Origin of the sequence: Escherichia sp. TW14182, from assembly GCF_000208525.1 — a bacterium.
Taxonomy (GTDB): domain Bacteria; phylum Pseudomonadota; class Gammaproteobacteria; order Enterobacterales; family Enterobacteriaceae; genus Escherichia; species Escherichia ruysiae.
Window position 1 is genome coordinate 1 of record NZ_AEJZ01000333.1, and the last position, 19,598, is coordinate 19,598.

Below are 19,598 nucleotides of genomic sequence, written 5' to 3' on the forward strand. Positions count from 1 at the left end.
GTCTCCAGGATTCCCGGGGCGGTTCAGAATAGCTCTCACTCACTGTCCCCTGTATGATGTCGCTGAACCGAGAAATATTGAGGTCCCTGGCGGGCAATCAAAGAATTCATTGTCAGTTCTGTCTCATTCACAGTAATATCTGAGCGCAACCAAAAGTAATTACTCTGTACGACCAGTACGTCTTTTACTTTTCTTTTTGTATACTCATCGACACGAGTTAGTATCGGATTAGAAAGAAACTGATCGACATCTTTCCATCCTTCTGCGGGACGTTGTTGTAGTAATACGCTGGCTTGAACGGATGTTAACCACGGATCGAATAATGCTTCCAAAAGGATACCTTGTGAGATATCTAATGTATTGATATTGATCTGCTGCATGTTCATCGGCAGTACACAGACCAGCGGTTTCATTTTGCGATAAATATCTGCATCCATTCCCTTAACAATTCGCATCTCACTGATGTCCGCCAGTGGCTGATTTGCCGTATAGAAAGGCTCTGTTTGAGCCCCGTATTCTCTGTCCTCTCGCCCCTGCCGAGTATCTGTACCAATAAACTCCCGCAGGTTTTCAGCAATCTTTTCAGCTCGGTTGATTGGAACTTCCAGACGTAAAAGCAGAGCGATGAGTTGTTGAACAGCAAGGAAGTGTGAAGTTGTTGCCGACCTGGAGAAAATATTCAGATTAAAGCAGGCCTGAGCATCTTGCAGGGTAATGACCACTTTCCCCTGCGGTAAATGAAAAAGACGAGGGCCTGAGGCCCATTCCTGCCCCAAATGTACACGCGTTTCTTTTTTCAGACTCCGACTTAATATACTCAGCGCCAGGCTTTCAACACTGGCGCTGTAACTCATTGCCTGCTGATAATCTTGCTGAATATGTGCTCTTTCCTGTTGCTGCCACATCATGGTCGAGAGGCTGGTAACCATCAGCATCATTGTTGCCAGTAACACCAGCACTACGACAAGTGCAATACCTCGTTTTGGCGGTGTTCGTATCATTATATCGTTATTTAATTTGTGGCCCATGAAGTAACCAAACGCGTTCTATCATGCCCCATTTTTGCGTATGCAGTATTATTCGCATAGCAAAGGGTAACTCCTGTGATGACTGCCAACTCGTCTGCCAGACTGAGCCATCATAAAAAAACAGGCTGAATGTATCGGCCTTAATCAATTTTTGTACGACAGGGTTTACATTAATCAATGGCCAGGATAAGCGTTCGAGATAACCGCTGCGGATACGATACCCGACAGTGAGTAAATTACTACGTGGTAGCTGCATTCCCGGATTGATTATCCCACTGCGGACAAAGCGTATTCCCCAGCTTTCTGAGGCCAGTACACCTTCGCCAGCCAGAAATGACGATTCCCACTGACCGTTTTCCCTTCTCATCTGGCGTGGCACAATTTGTGTCAAATCATGACTCATAAAACTCATCGTTTGTTGAAGTGCTTTTAGTTTATGATCATGTTCGGTGACAACGACGTTGACATTTGAGAGGCCGTTAGCTACCTGCTGCGCCATTAAGACCAGTGAGGCAAAAATAGCAATAGCAATCAGCACTTCAGCTAACGTAAAACCAGAGCGAACAATCTTCAAGGTAGTGCTCCTTCATCTGCACTAAACCATGCGCGTCCAGAATTAACTACACTGGAAAAGTCTTTCTGGCGACTAACGTCAATATCCACTGCTTTTATCAAGGTGTTGTCTGCTTTTAAGGGCACGGTTCGCCAGTACCAGAGAATCCCGGCCATTTCTTCCTCACCATGCTGATCCGTCGCGCGTTGTGCAGGATCCATTAAATAAAGCAAGGTCATATGGTTCTCAACTACCCAACCCGCCACCGTTTTTTCTTCAATTTTATTCTGATAATTCAACACGCTACAGGTGATTTGTAAGATCGCTATGGAAGCAAGAGCAAAAATAGACAGGGCAATCATTACCTCCAGCAGTGTAAATCCGCGCTTCATCGTCCCTACTCATCACAATTATCAAGAGATAACTCACCATCAGACGTCATGTTGACCGCCCAGCACGTATGCTTTTCTGGGGAATTAAACTGAAGCGCGAATGGCATAGCCGGTTCAAATGGTGTGTAACGAATTTGTGGCGTTTTCCTTTTTTCCTCTTTTTTTAACTCCAGCTCAATATCATTCAGAGTCAGACGATGGTGTTCTAGTTCCAGAATATCTTCCTTCTGCCAGATACTGCTCACTGGCAGCAATATCATATGCACCTGTTTCGGCACAGAGGACTGAGCAGCTAAACGCGTTGCAGTCACAGGCTCCCATTGACCTGAGTGATATTGCATAAACTGATAGCCTGAAGGCGTGATTAATACCCCCATCATTCGTCCCTCGATCAGAGCCCTGTCTTTAAGATGTGAAAAGAGGGTCATAAAATTCTGTGCCGCTTTTTTTGCTGGAGATATGGAGGGGAAAACAAAGGTCTGCACCACGCCTGCACTAACAAGTCCGATAAGGAAAAGCACCAGCATGATTTCTACAATGGTGAATCCGCGTCTGAGCATTTATCGCTGAAATTCCCGCAAGTTCCAGTTGCCAATGTCAGTCGCAGCTCCTTCGCCATTTTCCTGGCCATCCGCGCCTAACGTGTAAAGATCAAAGACACCTCTTTCCCCAGGGCTCAGATATTGATAATCATTGCCCCAGGGATCTTTCGGCAGGCGTTTGATGTACCCTCTGGACGAGTAATCGCTACTACTGGACGTATTTACTGGTTTCTGAAGTAATGCTTCCAGACCTTGTTCTGTCGTCGGGTATCGTCCATTGTCCAGTCGGTACATATCCAATGCATTTTCCAGCGACACGATATCACTCACCGCTTTTTGTCGATCGGCTTTCTCTTTATTTCCCAGCAAGTTTGGCACGACCAGACTGGCCAAAATACCCAGAATAACAATGACTACCATCACCTCTAACAAGGTAAATCCAGCCCGGTGTTTATGATGGCGAGGAAATGAATACATTTGATAGCTCCGTAAATTATATTCCAATCATATTGTTAAGCTGCAGCATAGGCTCAAGGACTGCGACAACGATAAATAGCACTACACCGGCCATCAACATCACCAGGGCCGGTTCAAACAGCCCTAACGCTATCCCCACCAGGGAGTCAAATTCTCGTTCCTGGTTTATTGCAGCCTGATCAAGCATTTTTTCCAGTTGGCCGCTTTGTTCTCCTGATGCAATCATATATAGCATCATTGGTGGGAACAGACCTTGTTCCGCAAGCGCGGCACGTAGACTGCTGCCTTCACGTATGCGGCTTGCGGCTTTCAGCAATTGTTGTTCGACATAGCAATTAACCGACACAGCAGCTGCAGTTTGTACCCCTTCCAGCAGTGGGACATTACTGGCCGTGAGAATACTCAACGTACGAGAGAAACGAGCAGTGTAAAGCCCCTTTGCAACCCGCCCTGCCACCGGCAGGCGTAAAAGTGTCTTATCCCAGCACAGGCGAAAGTTGGCTTTTTTTAATAACCGCTGGATGAAAAAAGACAGAAGCAGAAATCCGGCCAGCCAGTAAAGGCCACCTGACAGTAACGCATTGCTCAGAGAGATAAGCATTCGGGTAGAAGCAGGTAAATCGTGTCCCAGATAATCAAACTGCTCAATAATTTTGGGGACCACTGCCGTCAGCAAAATAGAAACCACACTAATAGCGACAACCAGCAGTACTATCGGGTAGAGCATTGCCTGTTGTAAGCGGGATTTCAGGCGCTGGCGCTGTTCCGTGTAATCCGCCAGTCGATTGAGCACCACGCCGAGATGCCCGGATTTTTCTCCGGCAGCCACCATCGAACAAAACAGAGAATCAAAGACGCGGGGATGTTCGCGCAGGCTGTCCGACAGGGTATAACCTTCCTGAATCCGGCTGCGCAATGCCATTCCCAGGCTTTTCACGTGCAGTTTTTCACTTTGCTCACTGACCGCCTGTAAGCAGGTTTCCAGCGGCATTGCGGACTGAACTAATGTTGCAAGCTGGCGTGTGAAAAGGGCAAGTTCGGCAGATGCAACACGTCGGCGTGAATGCCACTGGTGCTGTAACATCCCACGTAAGTTCTTGCCAGTAAAATCATGCAATCGTACTTCAACACGTACAGGAATCAGACCTTTTCCTCGTAACAACTGGCGTGCGTGACGTGCAGAGTCCGCTTCAATCAGACCTTTCGCTTTGTGACCATTATGCTGTAGTGCCTGATAGTAGAATAGTGCCATTACTGCTCCTCCTGAGTAACGCGTAGAACTTCCCTGAGCGTCGTTTCACCAGAAAGGACTTTTTCGATACCATTTGTCCGGATCCCGGCGGAGTACTGCCGAATATAACGCTCCATCTCCCTTTCACCTGCCTTACGATGAATCAAATTACGTAGCGTTGCGTCAACAAGAATTAATTCATGAATAGCTGTTCGCCCTCTGTATCCTTTGTGATTACATGCAGAACACCCCACCGGGTGGTACAGGATGACATCACGTGCCTCGGTAAGCCCCATAAGACGTTTTTCTTCATCGTTAGCCTGAACAGCCTGACGGCAATCTGGACATAGGGTGCGAACCAGACGTTGCGCCATCATTCCTATCAAACTGGATGAAAGTAAAAATGGTTCAATCCCCATATCTTGCAGACGGGTTATGGCTCCAATGGCAGTGTTGGTATGTAGGGTGGAAAGGACCAGGTGCCCTGTTAGAGAAGCCTGAACAGCAATTTCCGCCGTTTCGGTGTCTCGAATTTCGCCAACCATCACGACATCAGGGTCCTGGCGTAAAATCGCCCGCAGGCCACGGGCGAAGGTCATCCCAACGCGGTTATTAACTTGCGTCTGGCCTATTCCTTCAATCATATACTCAACAGGATCTTCAACTGTAAGGATGTTGCGCGTGTGGTTGTTCAACTCCTGTAAACCTGCATAGAGCGTAGTGCTTTTGCCGGAACCTGTTGGCCCAGTGACCAGAAATATGCCATGGGGGCGGTGTAAAAGTTGCCGCAGTTGCGCGGTTAGAGTGTGGTTCAGTCCGAGATACTCAAGAGAGAGGCAGGCCTGGCTTTTATCCAGCAGACGAAGCACCGCCCGTTCTCCCCAGGCTGATGGCATTGTGGATACACGTACATCAATCGCCCGACCGCCCAGTAGCAACGCGATTCGCCCATCCTGTGGAATACGTTTTTCGGCAATATCCAGGCGAGCCATCACTTTAATACGCGATACCAGCAATGAGGCCAATTTTCGTTCGGGACGCAACATTTCATGTAGCGTTCCATCAACACGAAAACGGATTACCAGACTCTTTTCAAACGTCTCAATATGTATATCGGAGGCTCCCACTTTAATTGCCTCTGCCAACATTGCGTTGATTAATTTGATGATGGGGGCATCGTCGTTACTTTCCAGAAGATCTTCGGTTTCAGGTAGTTCCTCTGCGAGGGTAAAGAAATTCCCGGCAGAACTGATATCTTCCATAAGTTGGCGAGCCTCAGAAGAGTCCCGCTGCCATAATGCATTAAGACGCTGTTCAAATTCTGCCTCACCAATTGTCCTTAGTGTGAATGGGACGCTCAATCGACGCTGTAGTTCCTGCAAGACGGAAACTGACAGTGGATAGACATGCAAGATCTCCAGCGATGATTCACACCAGGCTATCAGGTTAAACCGACGACTAAAACTATAGGGTAATCGGACGGTACCTGCGGCCGTTTCCTCTGGCACTGCCACTTTTAACCCGACCTCCCGGCATTTTGAAACGCGCGTACTTCTGCTGGTAATGACATATTCTGGGCAGGGAGTATCGGCTGAGTGGTTTCCGGCATCAGACTTATTCCTTCCTCATCCCGATAGATCTGTTCAGCGCGCATATAATTATATTTACGCTGTGAAACACCGTCTGCTGCCATACCGTCACGTAGAATTGTCGGGCGAATAAACACCATCAGATTGCGTTTTTCTTTTTTATCTGCGGTGGACTTAAACAGATGACCAATCAATGGGATATCGCCCAGAAGAGGAATTTTTGCCACGCTCTCCCCCGCTTGTTCGTCAATTAATCCACCAAGAACTATTAATTCACCATCATTGGCGAGAACGGTGGTTTTTAGTTTACGCTCACCAAACACAACATCCAGACTGGTCTGTCCTTCCACTTTCGAAACTTCCTGCTCAATGAGCATCTGGACTGCATTACCTTCGTTGATCTGTGGTGTCACCTTCAGCATGATCCCCACTTTTTTCCTTTCTACTGTATTGAAAGGATTGCTGTTATCTGACCCCACAGTGGACCCTGTTAATACAGGAACATCCTGTCCCACCATGAAGAAGGCTTCCTGGTTATCCAGGGTAGTAATGCTTGGCGTGGAGAGTACATTTGTGCTGGAATCATTTTTTATTGCCTGCATGAGTGCCATCCAGTCACCCTTTACCACGCCAACCGCAGTGCCGCTAAAACCAGAAAGCAATTGGGAAAGTGTGGAAAGATCTCCTTCAACATCAGGATTAATGGTTGTCGCACCATTTTCACTAATGACGGTTGATCCTTTCTGGGGCTTCGCTTGGGCAATTGCTGCCCCTAACGTACCAATAGGAATTTGTGTCCCATTGGCAAATTGCATTAATCCCGCATCCTTCGACGCCCACTGGACGCCAAAATTGATATTGCTTCCCTCAGCAACTTCAACAATTAACGCCTCAACATGTACCTGAGCACGACGAACATCAAGTTGTTCAATAACCTTCTGTAAAGACTGCATAATATCTTGCGGCGCAGTGACTATCAGTGCATTGCTGTGTTTACTGGCTGCAATAGAGACAATCTCGCGTTCACTGGTAGTTGTCCCTTCGGCTTCTTCTTTAGCGGCAGTCAACGTGCCGCTGACCTGTTTCAGGACATCAACTAAATCTTCCGCTTTGCTATATTTGAGATAGAACACCTGACTATTGCCGCTGCGCTCCATTTCTGAATCCAGTCTGCGCATTTTGTCACGTGCGCCAACATCGCCACTAATCACTACGCTGTTAGTGCGTTCATCAGCGACAATCTGCGTTTTAGATGCTGCAGACTGGTGCTCTCCACTATTTCTGTACAGACTTTCAAGCACTCTGGCAATTTCAGACGCTGATGCATTTGTAAGGGGGATAACCTCTTCGGTTCGATTTCCCGCGTGATCTACTCTTTGAATCACCGCAGTCAAACGTTTCACAACCGATGCACGTCCGGTCAGCATAATGACATTAGATGGTTCGTAATTGACGATGTTGCCAGAACCAGCACTATCAAGCATTTGTTGCAAAACAGGGGCTAATTCACGAACAGAAACATTATGTACAGGTACTACTCTGGTAACCATTTCATCACCGCTGTAATCTCTACCGCCTTCATCAATGAGTGGCAGTGGTTCACCTTTTGCGACAACGGATTTGACGACTTTCAGCACATTGTTTTCCATAGGAACGACGGCATATCCTTGAGCTTCAAGCAGGTTAAGAAAGAGTTGGTAGTACTGGTGTTCATTCAGTGGAGTCATGGTTCGTATACTCACTCGCCCTTCAACACCAGGCCCCATCACGATGGTTTTATTAAGATTGGCTCCAACGGTTTCAACGAACGATTTGAGATCCGTATCTTTGAAATTAGCAGTGAAGGTTGTTTCATTTGCACAGACCACTGAACTGAACAATATCATTACCAGCATCAGCAGATGTATTCTTGAATTGCAAACAACTTTCTTTTTTTTACGCCAGGCAAGTGATGTAATATCACATAAAAACACGATGAATAAATCTCCGGGATTAAATAAAAATATTATTAGTGTAGGCTAATCGAAATATTTTCATACGCCCCATTTCTTAAAATCGTAATTTGCATGGATGTCATGGAATAGACTTGCTGTCTCAGTTTATTTAAGGCATCTGGTGTTTTTAAATCCTGCTGATTTAAAGCAACCGCTATATCTCCCTCTTTGAAACCGCTGGCATCAAAAAGAGCACGGTCAACGCCCGGCTTAACTGTATAACCAACAACGCCCGCTTTACGCACGGGAGTAAACTGAATAAAGTTAAAAACTTCCTGCGGATCTTTTGCCAACATTTCACGCACGGTCATTGGGAGCACATTAGTCTTACGGGGAAAAGTTGACTCTGTAACAGGCAGAGTTTGTACTTTATGGACGTCGTCGTTTTCAGTTTTACTTTGATCGGTGGAGTAACTCTCATCGACCAGACGTAGACACTCAATTTTTCCCTGATGGCTTATCATCACATGATCTGGATAGATACCTGTAATAACAGCTTTATTGTTTGTCAGCGACTCACCCAGTAAAAGAACCTGCTGTTTAGCCCCATCTTCAATAACAGCACCAGGTCTGGCACCCAAAGCGATACCGCGTAACTTCACATTGAGAGAGGTTTTTGTTACAGAAGCAGATTGAGGTTGATGTACGAATGCTGTTGTCGGTTGATATTTACCAAACCAATTTTGCTGTTGGATAAGCTTTAAAGATTCGGTGTTAACCATTACCGAATCCATCCTTTTTTTTTCGGTAACCGAATTGGAAACCTTCGTGTATTCTGTAGGTAAAGTGATATAACGCCAAAGTGATAGCGACATCTTTAAATAAAGGCTAAAAAGAAGTATCCAAAGCATATAGCGAACAATATTCAGAAAAAAATTTCTGTTCATATGGGAATGTTATACATAGTCTGCGCTTTGATTATTTTATTAATATATTCAATAAGGTTGCGTATAATATTACAGTATTTCATTCGTGCAGGCTCAAACTCTTTGATATGATAATTATCATATTCTGCAGGTTGTACGATTCAACTTACTCTGATAGGAAGAACCTGAGGATATATCATTGATCATAATCTCATAAAGAATACCCCTGGAAATCATATTTACCACTGAAGGATCAGCACACATTTGTTGTTGAAAATTCCACAAAAACTTTTCAGGCGTTAAAATAGGTTGTGTCCCTGCTTCGCTGATAACGGTCATTGTTACTGTCGACCCACTACTACGGGCAAACGCTAATGTATAACCAGCGGATTGAACTGGCAGACTCTGACTAATATTCCACGCCAATTCTTTAGCCAATGAACTGGCATTTTGATTATGACCTGAACATCCTGTTAACAAAATGCAAACGACACTAAAAAGTAAGTATGTTAATCTTTTATGTAATACTTCTTTTACTGACATGTTTTCAGACTCACTGATTCATTATGAAACGAGACTGCCGTCAAGAGATGAACGTTGTCACTGACACATTCTCTGGACATAGAGAGTCGCTAAACCGCCTAAACTGAGACAGGGTCCAAAGGGCAACAGGCCTGATTGGTTTCTCATAATGACGGCATACACTAAGCCACTGAGTGAAGCAATCAGTGCCACATAGGGCAATGATGATGCCCCTACCCAACCACCTAACCCGGCAAACAATAATACATCCCCCATACCCAGCGACTCTTTCCGTAGAACGATTCCAGCCCCCCATCTTAGGGAATAAAAGGAGGCGAATCCCGCAAGCACGCCAGTAACTGCTTCATGTAATGACAACGGACTTTGCTGTGTCCATGCGACAATCAGGCCTGTCCACAATATGCCCTGAGTAAATACGTCGGGTAACCATTGATGCTCAATGTCGATGAAACTCGCAGCGATCAGCAAAGCAGATAAAATCATTACCGCTACACTCCAGATATTGGCTGGCCAGACAAACCACGCAAGTAAAAAGGAGAAAGCGGTTAATAATTCGGTCAACGGATAGCGCAAACCAATTTTCTCATGGCAGTTACGGCAATATCCCTTTAGTATCAACCATGAGAATAAAGGAATAATATCGTAAACCCGCAGAGTCTGACGACAATATGGGCAGTGTGAGCGAGGTCGGACAAGGCTAATTTTGGGTTGTGAGCTATCAATATCTCCCTGAAATTCTGCCAGTTGCTGTTTGCACATGATTGGATAACGCCAAATTACGACATTCAGAAAACTACCAGTGATAAGTCCAATAAAGAATAAAATAAAGTAAAGCGCCAAAAAAAGTCCTTATGTTAAATTATAAGCCATTAAAGACTGGGGTCTATATTTATAGACCCCACAACCATAATTATAAATTGTGATGACAAGAGAAAACATTGAATGATGAAGTTATTCAACGACAGCTAACTTGTTGCCATGCCGCATTCAATGTAGTCCCCCATGTGGCAAAACAAGTATCTTTCCTTATATTGTTTACTTTGAATATTCTTCGCTGCGGCTCCCAGACTAATCCTGTATTATTTTTAACTTCCAGAGATTCGATTGTAGAGCCTGCAGGCACAAAGTACTCCCAGGAATTACCTGCAAGTAGTTTATCGGAATTGATCGTCTCCTGTTTACCATCCTGTGTATTGTAAATTAAAGAAACAAAAGCCTCATATCCGCCGGATGTCTTTACACGTACATAAATGGGGGATGGCGCAGGTGCCTGCGGCGGTGTAATACTTTGAGAATCCTCAAGATTAACAGTGCTTATTAGTTCAGGTTCATTTGTATTATCTACTCCCTTATATATTTTTGCAGTTTGTTTAACTGTGTCGATTTCCGCTTTGAGGTAGGTACCTAATGCGCTTGAACCAGAAAGGATAAAACCGTTGCGAGTCTCGCCAACTGAATTGTGATAATGACCAGAAAATCGTAGTTTTACCTTATATTTATCAAGGAGGTTTTGTAGATTGCCGGCATCTGCATCATCACGATGCTGGTTAAAGATCACAATCTGTTTTTTCTTGTAAGCTGAATATAATTGACTTTCAAGCCATGAGTACCCCGGATCCTGATATCTCTCAATTATATAACGCATTGCCCCATTACCCCAACCACCAGATGAGTATTGGTTTAAAGATAATGGATTTTTTCGCGATTCAAAATCATTGAGCTGAATAACAAGAATATCCCCAAAATCAATAGAATATGACAAAGAACCTTTAATTGACTCAACAATATCAGGAAATAAATACCCGTAATAGTAGTGTGCGTCAAAGCTCGCTATATTTTCTTTACCATTAATATGGTGAAATAGTTTTGTTATACTCCGTATAAAACAATTGTTTTCATGACAATCATTATAGTTATTATACATGTCGTGGTTGCCCAATCCGAAATAATAAGGAATTCCCAATGTTTTGATAATATTCTCAAAGTCGTTCCATTCACTTCCATGACCATATTCAGTAAGATCACCATTAATCAACACCGCGTCGACATCAGAATGATGTCTATTAAACATCTCATATTGTTTTTTGATATTACCTTTAGAGGTCTCAGCAGAAATATTATTGCAATTGCCCTGACATACTAATTGTGGATCAGATGTTATTAAAAATGAACGTAAAGGGGATATTTTTAAACTAGACACCTTGTCATTTAAACTTGATAATGACCCAATGTTGCCATGAAAACTTATTTTATTCCCCTCAAAGTTAAAATGTTCGAAAAGAGTCCCTGTGGAATTGACTACGCTTATAGAAGATAAAGTGTCATTTTCTTTGACATTGGATATGTCATTATCTGAACACTCGCTAATATTTCTGTAATTTACATCTTTATAGAGGCAAACCTTCGGAATATAAAACGTTTGATTAGATGAAGACTCACAAACTTCAGACGTTACAGTGTTATCTTGTCTCACCGTCAGGCATTCATCTGGCTTATCATAAGGTCTGATGGTGTTTTGACTTATTGTAAACTTTTGGTTATCCTCACCATTACATTCCCAGAGTATAGCTTTGCTATCGTCATTATCTCTATTGATACTGAGACAATAATTTGTCTGAGTGGCAACTTTTATATTTCCATTTGAGTATATAAAATTCTGATTATCTCCATTATGAGGGGGAGAAAAGATGATAGCAGAACCATTAGAGAATTGGCTATCAAATACACTCATCACCAAACCTTCATGTTTAAATGGATGCGCCATCAAAATTTTTGGAAAAATCGCAAGAAACACGATAAAAGAATGTCTAATCATCATCTTTGCACTTTAATAACTATTTTAATGAGATAAGGGATTACTAACGTTTAAAGATTTATATCTACAATATCACCATTTGACATTATCTGCTTTATTGTATTAGCGGTTAACAATTAACCTTGCATTTTTTGTTCTTGGCCTGATCGCTTTGATATAGCAAATAAGCATACCACCGTCCATACCGTGATCTGCATACGGCCATAACAGATATGAAACAAAGTAAATTATAATTTACACGAGAGTATCAAAGTCGAATTGAGAATTGTATTTGTCTGTTATTTATTTATCGCATAGTATTAATATGTGATGATTTACTAAAATTGGCTATCTGAACAGAGGTGATGGTCTCACCTCAGAACAACACTGGTGCACTAATGAAAAGAAAAAATTTAGCCCTGAATTCAAACGTGATTCTGCTCAACTAATTGTTGACCAGAACTACATAGTGGCATTTTCCAAAACTTTATCTTGAACGGGCAGCTGATTGCCAGCGATGCACAAGCTCGGTCCGCTTGACTGAGGCCTGCCAGGAGACAAACACAGGCTACGATTTGACCTCATAGCTTTAATGTACATGCTTCCTCCCCATTACCCGACAGGCACTATCAATCGTTTTGCCTCGGGCATTTCTGTTTTTGATATACTCAAAGCCATTGTCGCCAGGAAAATGTGCAAAGTGACTAAAGATAAATGGAGAATGTTATGATCAGGCAGAAGATTTTACAGCAGCTCCTGGAGTGGATTGAGTGTAATCTCGATCACCCTATCTCAATCGAAGATATCGCACAGAAATCTGGCTACAGCAGACGCAATATTCAACTCCTGTTCAGAAACTTCATGCACATGCCCCTGGGCGCATACATCCGCAAACGAAGACTTTGTCGGGCAGCCATTCTTGTCAGACTTACTGCCAAATCAATGCTTGATATTGCGCTCTCTTTGCATTTTGATTCACAGCAGTCATTCAGTCGTGAATTTAAAAAATTGTTTGGATGTTCTCCCAGAGAATATCGGCACCGTGATTTTTGGGATCTAACAAATATTTTACCCCCGTTATTAACGCGTCAACATCAAAAGACCGATTGCTCATTAGTCCATCTTCCTGAAACACGTATTTTTGGCAATGCATTTAAATATGATATTGAACTGTCTAATACGCCACCAGATGAAGAAGTAAAACTGCGTCGTAATCATTTATCCCGGTGTCTTCAAAATTTGAAGATGGATATCTATTATGTCTCAGCATATACACCATCAACAAAATCGGTAGATTTACTCACAGTTGAAACTTTCGCCGGTACAGTCTGTAACCATACGGATACAGATATGACAAAGGAATGGATAACGGCTGGAGGACTTTATGCATCTTTCCGCTATGAAGGAGATTGGGAGCACTACGCTAACTGGGTGCGGAATCTCTATCTGATAGAACTGCCTGCCAGGGGGTTAGTCAGAGTCAACGGCAGTGATATTGAGCGATTTTACTACGATAAAACTTTCGTAGAAAAGGATAGCAATTATGTTGTTTGCGAAATTTTCATCCCCGTTCGCCCAGCTTAGTTTGTATCTGTGTCACATTCTCACATTAAGGATTACCCTACCCTGCTACCGTCTAATCAGTATCAGGGTAGGTATTTAGTGGAATAATGGCGTTGAGAATGTCAACGCCATTATTCTTTATTACAGCGAGTTTTTCATTCCGGGGACAATTATTTTACGACCTCCTCACCCTCTTCAGTAGCAGCTTTCACAGCGTTAATTGTCACAGTCACAGGCTGTATTTCGTACCCGCCATACGTCAGAGTGTTGAATGTAAATGTATATTCCCCTGGCTTAGTGGTACTGAATTTACGCGTGATTTTCCCGTTCACGAAATGGTCAGCTTTCGACGGCAAGAACTGGTAATCATTCTCCGTCACGCCTTCCGGAGCCTTAATGTCGACCCACATATTTCCCCCAACAGGGTTGCCAGCCGACATCAGAGTAACATCCAGCGTTGCGGTCGCCACTCCGTCTGCTACCAGTTCTTTTACATCAGATGATGCAGCAAGTACTGCATTTTTATCATCCGCAACGAATCTGGATTCGGCAGTTTTCGTCGATACCTGACCGTCGGTCCGATTCACTTTCGCTGTTAGCGTATATATCGCCGCTTTAGTGGTAGAAGCGGTGAATATAGCCTGCCCTTGCTCATTAGTTGTTGCAGTCCCGTTCGGCTCCAGATCTAATGTTGTCGGGCTGGCGGTCAGCGTCACTTCACTACCTTGCACAAGGTTGTTATTGGCATCAGTAACCGTAACTTTATAAGTCTGTTTGGCTTTACCATCTGCCAGTGCACGGTTGCCAATCACCTCAATACTCGAGATGGTTGCCGTAGCCTTGTCAGCCACAAACGTGATGCTCTGCGCATCCGACATCTGGTCATTTCCTGCCGTTGCGGTGATTGCATACGTTCCCGCAGTCACAGAAACGACTCGCAGCTCGGCTTTACCTTCATCGCTGGTCTTCACCCAGGTACTCTCGTCATTAAGCGGTGTGACGCCCCGAGGCAGATTAAAGGCGACCATAGTTCCGGGAACAGGGTTGCCGTTTTTATCCTCAACAGTTGCCGTCAGCGTAAAGGCATCTTTGCCGTTTGCTGCTTTTTGATCGACGGTATCAACCTGAAGGCTTGCCTGACCGGTTTTGGCATCCGCTTTGAACTTCACCGTGGCAGTCTTCTGATTTTTATTCACCGAGACTGTGATTGTGTGTTCCCCGGCAACTGTGGACATCAGCTCAATATCGGCTTTACCTGCAGCATTCGTTGTTACCGTATTCCCTGTCTTGCTGCTCACTCCCTCAGGCAGAGTCAGTGTTACCGTTTGATCCTGCAACGGGTTACCATAGGAATCTGTTACGGTCAGGGTAACCTTGTTGGCGGACTGTCCATCAGCCAGTTGGTTATCAACATTCACTGAAATATCGTGAATGTTAGCCTCAGAAGCGTTACCCACAACGTTCAGCAGTAGTGGTTTCGAAGCAGCATCTTTGCCATTCACTCGAGGCCAGATAACCAGTTGACCGGCTGCAGAGCCTGTGGTTAACGTCGTAACATAGGTGCCATTGCTTTGTTCCGTCCAGGTTCCTGCCGAAGGTTGTTCCGTCCCTGTGCTGGCTACGCCACTAAATTCTGGAGCATCAGGTTTCAGACCACTTACAGGGTTACCGTTCGCATCCTTCGCCGTGAAGGTCAATTGTGTCGTCGTTTTGATCATCGGGGCTTCATTATCTGCAACAAGCGTGGAGTTCACTAACGACATCTCCCCGGCGGCGATGGTGACAGAAACCGCCTGCTTCAGAGCATCAGCGCCATCAACGCGCGGCATGATGGTCAGCTCACCAACTCCCGTTGCGCCAGCAGTCAGCATCGCCGTATAGGTTCCATTGCCCTTCTCCGTCCACTGACTGACGGATGGGCGCTGCTGGTTGACGTTGTATGCATCACCACCAAATTGCGGTGTTTCCGGTGTAATACCGGTGATTGCGTTGCCGAATTTATCCTTCACAGTCAGCGTCAGCGTGATGCTTTCGCCTGCGGTAATCGACGTTTTTGATACGGTCATTTCCGAGTGGTCAACCGCAATAGTCCCCGCTTTAACGTTAACCGGAGTTGCCTGTGCTGTAGCGTTTTTGCCATCGATCTGCGGCATAATGTTCAGCGCGCCTGCCCGCGTTCCCGAACGCAGAACAGCCGTGTATTCGCCGTTGCCTTTATGGCTCCAGCCTGTAACTGAACTACCAGACACAGCGTCACCGGAAAGCGATGCGCCAAGTTTAGCGGTGTCGATATCGGTAAGCGCGTTTCCAAACTGGTCTCTGGCGGAGAAAGTCAGTTCCGTCGTGCTTTCAATAGCAAGGTTGGCATCTTTTACTGTCAGCGTTGAAGTAGAAACTGCCTGATCCCCCGCGACAACAGTCAACTGCGCGGCGTCGGTGGCTGCTGGCTGGCCATTGAATAGCGGCATGATGTGAAGATCACCCGTCTTTCCGCCGGTGGTCAGCGTAGCAACATAGGAACCGTCACCTTTCTCAGTCCAACTGGAAACGCTCGCCCCTTCAGACGCAGCTCCCGTCAGACTTGTCGACAGGGAAAGACCGCTGATTGCGTTACCATGCGCATCTTTTGCCACAAGCGTCACAGTCGTGCTTTCCCCTGCTTTTACGCGATCCGCTGCAACGGATACTTTCGACTGGCCTGAAGATAAAGCATCAGCTACCACAGTCACTTTCGCCGCATTAGCTGCAGCATCCTGACCGTTGATCTTCGGCATAACAATTAATTCACCCGCCGTAGTACCCAGAGAAATCTGCGCAGTCCACGTCCCGTCGCCATTATCCGTCCAGCCTGAAACGGAAGAACCCGCAGCGGCAGTCCCCGTTAATGACGGTGTATCTGGAGTGAGACCGGTCACCGGGTTGTCATAGGCATCTTTTGCTGCCCAGATAGCTGTAAGCGTGCCACCAACTACCGGTTTATCCGGGTTCAGGGTGATGGTTGAATGCGCTGTATCAAGCGGTCCGGCGACAAACTTCAGCGTTTGTTGTAACGTTCCCAACTGATACTGCTCGCTAAAAGCACGCACAACAATGTTTCCGGCGCGGGTTGAAGAAACCGTGGCGCTGTAAACCCCTGGGTTTATCTCCGAAATGCTGCCAATGGTAACGCCATTGCTGTCCTGTGGAACAAATCGCAGGCGGCTGGCTTCTCCCGTTACAGGGTTGCCATCGGTATCCACGGCAGTAAGCGTCAGCGTGTAGGATTGCTGACCATTGGCAACCACGTCACCTGACGGCTCATTCACGCTCAGAGTCGATTTTGTCACATCCATCATAGTGGCACGCAGTTCAGCAGTGACGGTTTTGCTCATGCCATCAACGCTCACCGTAATGGTTGCTTCACCTGATTGCGTACCGGTGGTGAAGACCGACTGGTACACCCCGGCTTCTGTTTCGGTGATCTCCCCCAGAGTTGGTTGCGCCTGTGATTTAGCAGACTTAATGCCCCGCGTTACGATGTTTCCGGCAGGTTTAAACGTCAGTTCAGTTTTGATCTGATCTTTCATACCCGTGATTGGCTGCCCTTCGGCGTCTCGCAGAGACAGAACCAGCGGCTTTTGCGCACTCCCGTTAGCAAGCATTTGGATACGGCTCTGACCGTCAAGCGTTAACGTAGTGCGCTCGGCGCTCATACCTGCCCCGGTGATAACCACTGCAGTCTGTACGCGTTTTGAGGCATTGCCTTTGTTATCGTATGCGACCGCAGAAATTGCGTAATAATTGTCTTTGCCTGCCTGATAAGCCGGAAGCGTCACTTGCCACTGGTTACCCTGACCGGTAATTTTACCGCCTGCAGCCAGCAAGGACGGCGCTTCCCATTGCACATTTTTCAGACCGTGAGTTGCTTTGCTGACTACAAGACCAAGCGAAACCGTCTGTCCGCCCTTACCTTCAATACGATCAGGCAGAGCAATACGGATCACCTCAGCTTTGCGATACTCAAGAACAATATTGTTATTACGTTCAACCAGATCATAACGGCTGCCTGCGAGTACCCGACGCTCGCGAATGCTATCCGTATCGAGTTGTTTCTCCAGAGGCTCGCCAAACCGGTAGTTAACTTCTAGGCCAAAGCGAGTGTCATTCTGACCGCTCTTGCCCTGCTTGTGCTCTGCGCTCAGTGTCAGAAGAGGCACTGGCGTATAGTTCACCTCAGCAGAAATGGCATGTGGGTCTTTCTGGCGCTTATCTTTACCAAACAGCCCTACCTCATCGCCATAATATTGTTCATACATCAGGCTTGCGCCAAGCTGCGGCCATGCCGGTAAATATCCCTCTGCGCGGATATCCCAACCATTAGCCGGACGCTCTTGATAATCCTCAATATCCGGCGATTTTTTCCAGCCAGAAGCCCGAATATAACCATTGGCACTCAGTTTCAGATAATCGCGCCAGTATTCCGCACCAACGCCAATACGGGTATGACTACGGGATAAATCATGATCGATAAATGTGTTCAGCCCCGCCATCCAGTCATTGCCTGAAAAATGACGCCAGCCGAAACCAATATTTGACTGAGTACGATCGTCGGTACGATGTATTGCCCCCTGAGTGAACAGCATATCTGAAGGCGTATCATAAATCGGATAAAGCATTTCCAGCGAAGAGTCCTTCAGCGAGAAATCTTTATCGACATTCAATTTGACACGCGCCGTACCATATTTTCCAAGCCACTCCTGGATTTCCTGGGTAGCCTTAGCTGTGGCCATTCCGGTAACAAAATTGCGTGTCGCATCGCTATCCGGCTGACTGCTTAAAAATTTACCGGCATTCGCGGCAAACGACGCGATATTTTTTTCTGCATTATTGTCAGTCGCAACCGCAGTATTTTCCGTACTTAGACGAGGCAGAGCCGCTCGCGCCGTCATTGTCGGCGTAAAGGTGACAGCCAGTGGAAAAAGAACCTGAATAGAGATGTTTGCCCACGCCACGCAGTGAGCCAGGGCTGAATAACGAAAGCGTGGTTGTTTATTAGCTTTTTTAAAACGTGACATTGAGATAATTTCCTGATGAACGAATTAACGAACATAAGCAAACGCAAATAAAATGTTTGCTTGTCAGAAAAACCGGGTATTTCCCGGTTTCCTTTTCCGCAGAAAAGGAAATACCTTTATGAAAGAAAGCGCATCGCCACCCTGAATATTCAGTGGTTGCAATAACTCGTCTGGTGACAGGGCCGGGATTATATTTTTGTTTGTAAATATGAATTTAGCTTTTTGTGCAAGAGCTAATATAAAGGGGCAAGTTCTATTGGATGCTGACTAAATTATGGTTACCTGGTTATTTAGAATTGGATTGTTTAGGTATCGTTACTGGCCTTTTATAGCGGAAAGGCATTTCAGTCAAAATAAGTCAATAAGCCTTCGGTGGTATGCCAATCCTCATTTATAGTCATGTGTTCTTCGATTAGGAAATATCTTAATCACTCGCGATAGACATTACTTAATTTTTCGCATAGTCATTATCTGCATACATCTATACTGGACGATTGCTGAAGGAATAAAAACCTCACCCGCCAGCATGGTTGGCAGAGATTTCAGTAATAACCTTTGTTATTTGACAATCTTATCCATCGCTTTCATAAATTAATGACGAGCGAATGATGATATTTTACGAGCTGATTTTTATGTGATAATCATGGCGCGTAGTAAAATCACAGAAAAATAACAAAATATCACTCAAAACCCCTTATCGAAAACTGTTGTATCTCATTGTAATTAATTATGAAAAATACACTGCGCTTATTCCGAAAATCAAAAATCGGTTAGGATTTTGTTATTTAAAACCCAAGCCATTACGCTTGCTTACTTTATCGATAAATCCTACTTTTTTTAATGCGATCCGATCATTTTAAGGAGTTTGAAATGGATAAGAAGCAAGTAACGGATTTAAGGTCAGAACTACTCGATTCACGTTTTGGTGCGAAATCTATTTCCACTATCGCGGAATCTAAACGTTTTCCGCTG

Annotated in this window: 15 protein-coding genes; 2 read left to right on the forward strand and 13 right to left on the reverse strand. The window is 45.1% G+C overall.

Translation table 11 applies throughout. The annotated features are described in order from the left end of the window. Positions 1–35: 35 nt before the first annotated feature. The 12 genes from gspK to EQY_RS0121155 form a co-directional block, all read right to left on the reverse strand. Positions 36–1,001, reverse strand: coding sequence for a type II secretion system minor pseudopilin GspK (gspK, locus tag EQY_RS0121100; RefSeq protein WP_024212690.1), 966 nt, complete (start codon positions 999–1,001; stop codon positions 36–38). 7 nt (positions 1,002–1,008) lie between these two features. Further along, positions 1,009–1,602 carry a type II secretion system minor pseudopilin GspJ gene (gene gspJ, locus EQY_RS0121105; RefSeq protein ID WP_000706930.1) on the reverse strand — a complete coding sequence of 198 codons (594 nt, stop codon included), beginning with the start codon at positions 1,600–1,602 and terminating at the stop codon, positions 1,009–1,011. Continuing rightward, on the reverse strand, positions 1,599–1,973 hold the full coding sequence (gene gspI / locus EQY_RS0121110) for a type II secretion system minor pseudopilin GspI (RefSeq protein WP_000820082.1): 375 nt from the start codon (positions 1,971–1,973) through the stop codon (positions 1,599–1,601). The genes gspJ and gspI overlap by 4 nt, the downstream gene beginning before the upstream one ends. A gap of 5 nt (positions 1,974–1,978) precedes the next feature. Then, the gene (gene gspH / locus EQY_RS0121115) at positions 1,979–2,533 is read right to left on the reverse strand and encodes a type II secretion system minor pseudopilin GspH (protein ID WP_000946124.1); all 555 of its coding nucleotides are present in this window, start codon (positions 2,531–2,533) and stop codon (positions 1,979–1,981) included. After that, complete coding sequence (gene gspG / locus EQY_RS0121120) at positions 2,534–2,992, reverse strand: type II secretion system major pseudopilin GspG (RefSeq protein WP_000286808.1); 459 nt, start codon at positions 2,990–2,992, stop codon at positions 2,534–2,536. It lies immediately after the preceding gene. Positions 2,993–3,008: 16 nt separating this feature from the next. Further along, positions 3,009–4,244, reverse strand: coding sequence for a type II secretion system inner membrane protein GspF (gene gspF / locus EQY_RS0121125; protein WP_001173471.1), 1,236 nt, complete (start codon positions 4,242–4,244; stop codon positions 3,009–3,011). Next, positions 4,244–5,737: a type II secretion system ATPase GspE gene (gspE, locus tag EQY_RS0121130; RefSeq protein WP_024212691.1), complete on the reverse strand. Its 1,494-nt coding sequence runs from the start codon at positions 5,735–5,737 to the stop codon at positions 4,244–4,246. Before gspE ends, gspF begins: the two co-directional genes overlap by 1 nt. Before the next feature lie 2 nt (positions 5,738–5,739). Further along, a complete protein-coding gene (gene gspD / locus EQY_RS0121135; protein ID WP_000960769.1) occupies positions 5,740–7,707 on the reverse strand; it encodes a type II secretion system secretin GspD in 1,968 nt (655 codons plus the stop codon). A 113-nt stretch (positions 7,708–7,820) separates the two neighbouring features. Continuing rightward, positions 7,821–8,693 carry a type II secretion system protein GspC gene (gene gspC / locus EQY_RS0121140; RefSeq protein WP_237712282.1) on the reverse strand — a complete coding sequence of 291 codons (873 nt, stop codon included), beginning with the start codon at positions 8,691–8,693 and terminating at the stop codon, positions 7,821–7,823. 117 nt (positions 8,694–8,810) lie between these two features. Continuing rightward, positions 8,811–9,215 (reverse strand): type II secretion system pilot lipoprotein GspS-beta, encoded by a 405-nt coding sequence (gspS2, locus tag EQY_RS0121145; protein ID WP_038809177.1) that lies wholly within the window; start codon positions 9,213–9,215, stop codon positions 8,811–8,813. Between the two features lie 57 nt (positions 9,216–9,272). Continuing rightward, positions 9,273–10,055, reverse strand: coding sequence for a prepilin peptidase (locus EQY_RS0121150; RefSeq protein ID WP_038809178.1), 783 nt, complete (start codon positions 10,053–10,055; stop codon positions 9,273–9,275). 115 nt (positions 10,056–10,170) lie between these two features. After that, positions 10,171–12,033: a metallophosphoesterase gene (locus EQY_RS0121155; protein ID WP_237712283.1), complete on the reverse strand. Its 1,863-nt coding sequence runs from the start codon at positions 12,031–12,033 to the stop codon at positions 10,171–10,173. A gap of 702 nt (positions 12,034–12,735) precedes the next feature. Between EQY_RS0121155 and EQY_RS0121160 the strand changes: the two genes are divergently transcribed. Beyond that, positions 12,736–13,593 (forward strand): helix-turn-helix domain-containing protein, encoded by an 858-nt coding sequence (locus EQY_RS0121160; protein ID WP_024212694.1) that lies wholly within the window; start codon positions 12,736–12,738, stop codon positions 13,591–13,593. Positions 13,594–13,742: 149 nt separating this feature from the next. Here EQY_RS0121160 and EQY_RS0121165 read toward each other — a convergent pair whose 3' ends face one another. Further along, complete coding sequence (locus EQY_RS0121165) at positions 13,743–18,626, reverse strand: invasin domain 3-containing protein (RefSeq protein ID WP_000085954.1); 4,884 nt, start codon at positions 18,624–18,626, stop codon at positions 13,743–13,745. Positions 18,627–19,496: 870 nt separating this feature from the next. Here EQY_RS0121165 and EQY_RS26975 point away from each other — a divergent pair. Then, positions 19,497–19,598: hypothetical protein (locus EQY_RS26975; protein WP_231823776.1), on the forward strand; the 102-nt coding region annotated here is incomplete at its 3' end.

What these genes read in the sequence shown, in the direction of transcription:
- gspK (WP_024212690.1), bottom strand. Translation starts at nt 1,001, where the DNA reads ATGATACGAACACCGCCAAAACGAGGTATTGCACTTGTCGTAGTGCTG.
- gspI (WP_000820082.1), bottom strand. Translation starts at nt 1,973, where the DNA reads ATGAAGCGCGGATTTACACTGCTGGAGGTAATGATTGCCCTGTCTATT.
- gspH (WP_000946124.1), bottom strand. Translation starts at nt 2,533, where the DNA reads ATGCTCAGACGCGGATTCACCATTGTAGAAATCATGCTGGTGCTTTTC.
- gspG (WP_000286808.1), bottom strand. Translation starts at nt 2,992, where the DNA reads ATGTATTCATTTCCTCGCCATCATAAACACCGGGCTGGATTTACCTTG.
- gspF (WP_001173471.1), bottom strand. Translation starts at nt 4,244, where the DNA reads ATGGCACTATTCTACTATCAGGCACTACAGCATAATGGTCACAAAGCG.
- gspD (WP_000960769.1), bottom strand. Translation starts at nt 7,707, where the DNA reads ATGCTGGTAATGATATTGTTCAGTTCAGTGGTCTGTGCAAATGAAACA.
- gspC (WP_237712282.1), bottom strand. Translation starts at nt 8,693, where the DNA reads ATGAACAGAAATTTTTTTCTGAATATTGTTCGCTATATGCTTTGGATA.
- gspS2 (WP_038809177.1), bottom strand. Translation starts at nt 9,215, where the DNA reads ATGTCAGTAAAAGAAGTATTACATAAAAGATTAACATACTTACTTTTT.
- EQY_RS0121155 (WP_237712283.1), bottom strand. Translation starts at nt 12,033, where the DNA reads ATGATGATTAGACATTCTTTTATCGTGTTTCTTGCGATTTTTCCAAAA.
- EQY_RS0121160 (WP_024212694.1), top strand. Translation starts at nt 12,736, where the DNA reads ATGATCAGGCAGAAGATTTTACAGCAGCTCCTGGAGTGGATTGAGTGT.
- EQY_RS0121165 (WP_000085954.1), bottom strand. Translation starts at nt 18,626, where the DNA reads ATGTCACGTTTTAAAAAAGCTAATAAACAACCACGCTTTCGTTATTCA.